The sequence below is a fragment of the Neisseria sp. 20925_1_37 genome (assembly GCF_041433255.1).
GTDB lineage: Bacteria > Pseudomonadota > Gammaproteobacteria > Burkholderiales > Neisseriaceae > Neisseria > Neisseria flavescens_D.
Map to the genome: position 1 here is coordinate 1 of NZ_JAPWBC010000028.1, position 1,710 is coordinate 1,710.

Annotated in this window: 1 tRNA gene and 1 rRNA gene; both read left to right on the forward strand. The window is 53.1% G+C overall.

Going from position 1 to position 1,710, the window contains the following annotated elements:
* Nucleotides 1-1,455: ribosomal RNA gene (locus O3661_RS10565) — 16S ribosomal RNA — on the forward strand; the annotation flags it as partial.
* Between the two features lie 105 nt (nucleotides 1,456-1,560).
* Nucleotides 1,561-1,637: transfer RNA gene (locus tag O3661_RS10570), tRNA-Ile, on the forward strand.
* The last annotated feature ends 73 nt before the right edge of the window (nucleotides 1,638-1,710 follow it).

Genomic DNA, 1,710 nt, shown 5'->3' on the forward strand with positions numbered 1-1,710 from the left:
CTTCTTGGGTGGCGAGTGGCGAACGGGTGAGTAACATATCGGAACGTACCGAGTAATGGGGGATAACTAATCGAAAGATTAGCTAATACCGCATATTCTCTGAGGAGGAAAGCAGGGGACCTTCGGGCCTTGCGTTATTCGAGCGGCCGATATCTGATTAGCTAGTTGGTGGGGTAAAGGCCTACCAAGGCGACGATCAGTAGCGGGTCTGAGAGGATGATCCGCCACACTGGGACTGAGACACGGCCCAGACTCCTACGGGAGGCAGCAGTGGGGAATTTTGGACAATGGGCGCAAGCCTGATCCAGCCATGCCGCGTGTCTGAAGAAGGCCTTCGGGTTGTAAAGGACTTTTGTCAGGGAAGAAAAGGCTGTTGCTAATATCGACAGCTGATGACGGTACCTGAAGAATAAGCACCGGCTAACTACGTGCCAGCAGCCGCGGTAATACGTAGGGTGCGAGCGTTAATCGGAATTACTGGGCGTAAAGCGAGCGCAGACGGTTACTTAAGCAGGATGTGAAATCCCCGGGCTCAACCTGGGAACTGCGTTCTGAACTGGGTGACTAGAGTGTGTCAGAGGGAGGTAGAATTCCACGTGTAGCAGTGAAATGCGTAGAGATGTGGAGGAATACCGATGGCGAAGGCAGCCTCCTGGGATAACACTGACGTTCATGCTCGAAAGCGTGGGTAGCAAACAGGATTAGATACCCTGGTAGTCCACGCCCTAAACGATGTCAATTAGCTGTTGGGCAACTTGATTGCTTAGTAGCGTAGCTAACGCGTGAAATTGACCGCCTGGGGAGTACGGTCGCAAGATTAAAACTCAAAGGAATTGACGGGGACCCGCACAAGCGGTGGATGATGTGGATTAATTCGATGCAACGCGAAGAACCTTACCTGGTCTTGACATGTACGGAATCCTCCAGAGACGGAGGAGTGCCTTCGGGAGCCGTAACACAGGTGCTGCATGGCTGTCGTCAGCTCGTGTCGTGAGATGTTGGGTTAAGTCCCGCAACGAGCGCAACCCTTGTCATTAGTTGCCATCATTAAGTTGGGCACTCTAATGAGACTGCCGGTGACAAGCCGGAGGAAGGTGGGGATGACGTCAAGTCCTCATGGCCCTTATGACCAGGGCTTCACACGTCATACAATGGTCGGTACAGAGGGTAGCCAAGCCGCGAGGTGGAGCCAATCTCACAAAACCGATCGTAGTCCGGATTGCACTCTGCAACTCGAGTGCATGAAGTCGGAATCGCTAGTAATCGCAGGTCAGCATACTGCGGTGAATACGTTCCCGGGTCTTGTACACACCGCCCGTCACACCATGGGAGTGGGGGATACCAGAAGTAGGTAGGGTAACCGCAAGGAGCCCGCTTACCACGGTATGCTTCATGACTGGGGTGAAGTCGTAACAAGGTAGCCGTAGGGGAACCTGCGGCTGGATCACCTCCTTTCTAGAGAAAGAAGAGGCCTGATGCATTCACACTTATCGGTAAACTGTAAAAGATGCGGAAGAGAAAAGCTTGAGTGAAGACAAGATTCGCTTAAGAAGAGAATCCGGGTTTGTAGCTCAGCTGGTTAGAGCACACGCTTGATAAGCGTGGGGTCGGAGGTTCAAGTCCTCCCAGACCCACCAAGAACGGGGGCATAGCTCAGTTGGTAGAGCACCTGCTTTGCAAGCAGGGGGTCATCGGTTCGATCCCGTTTGC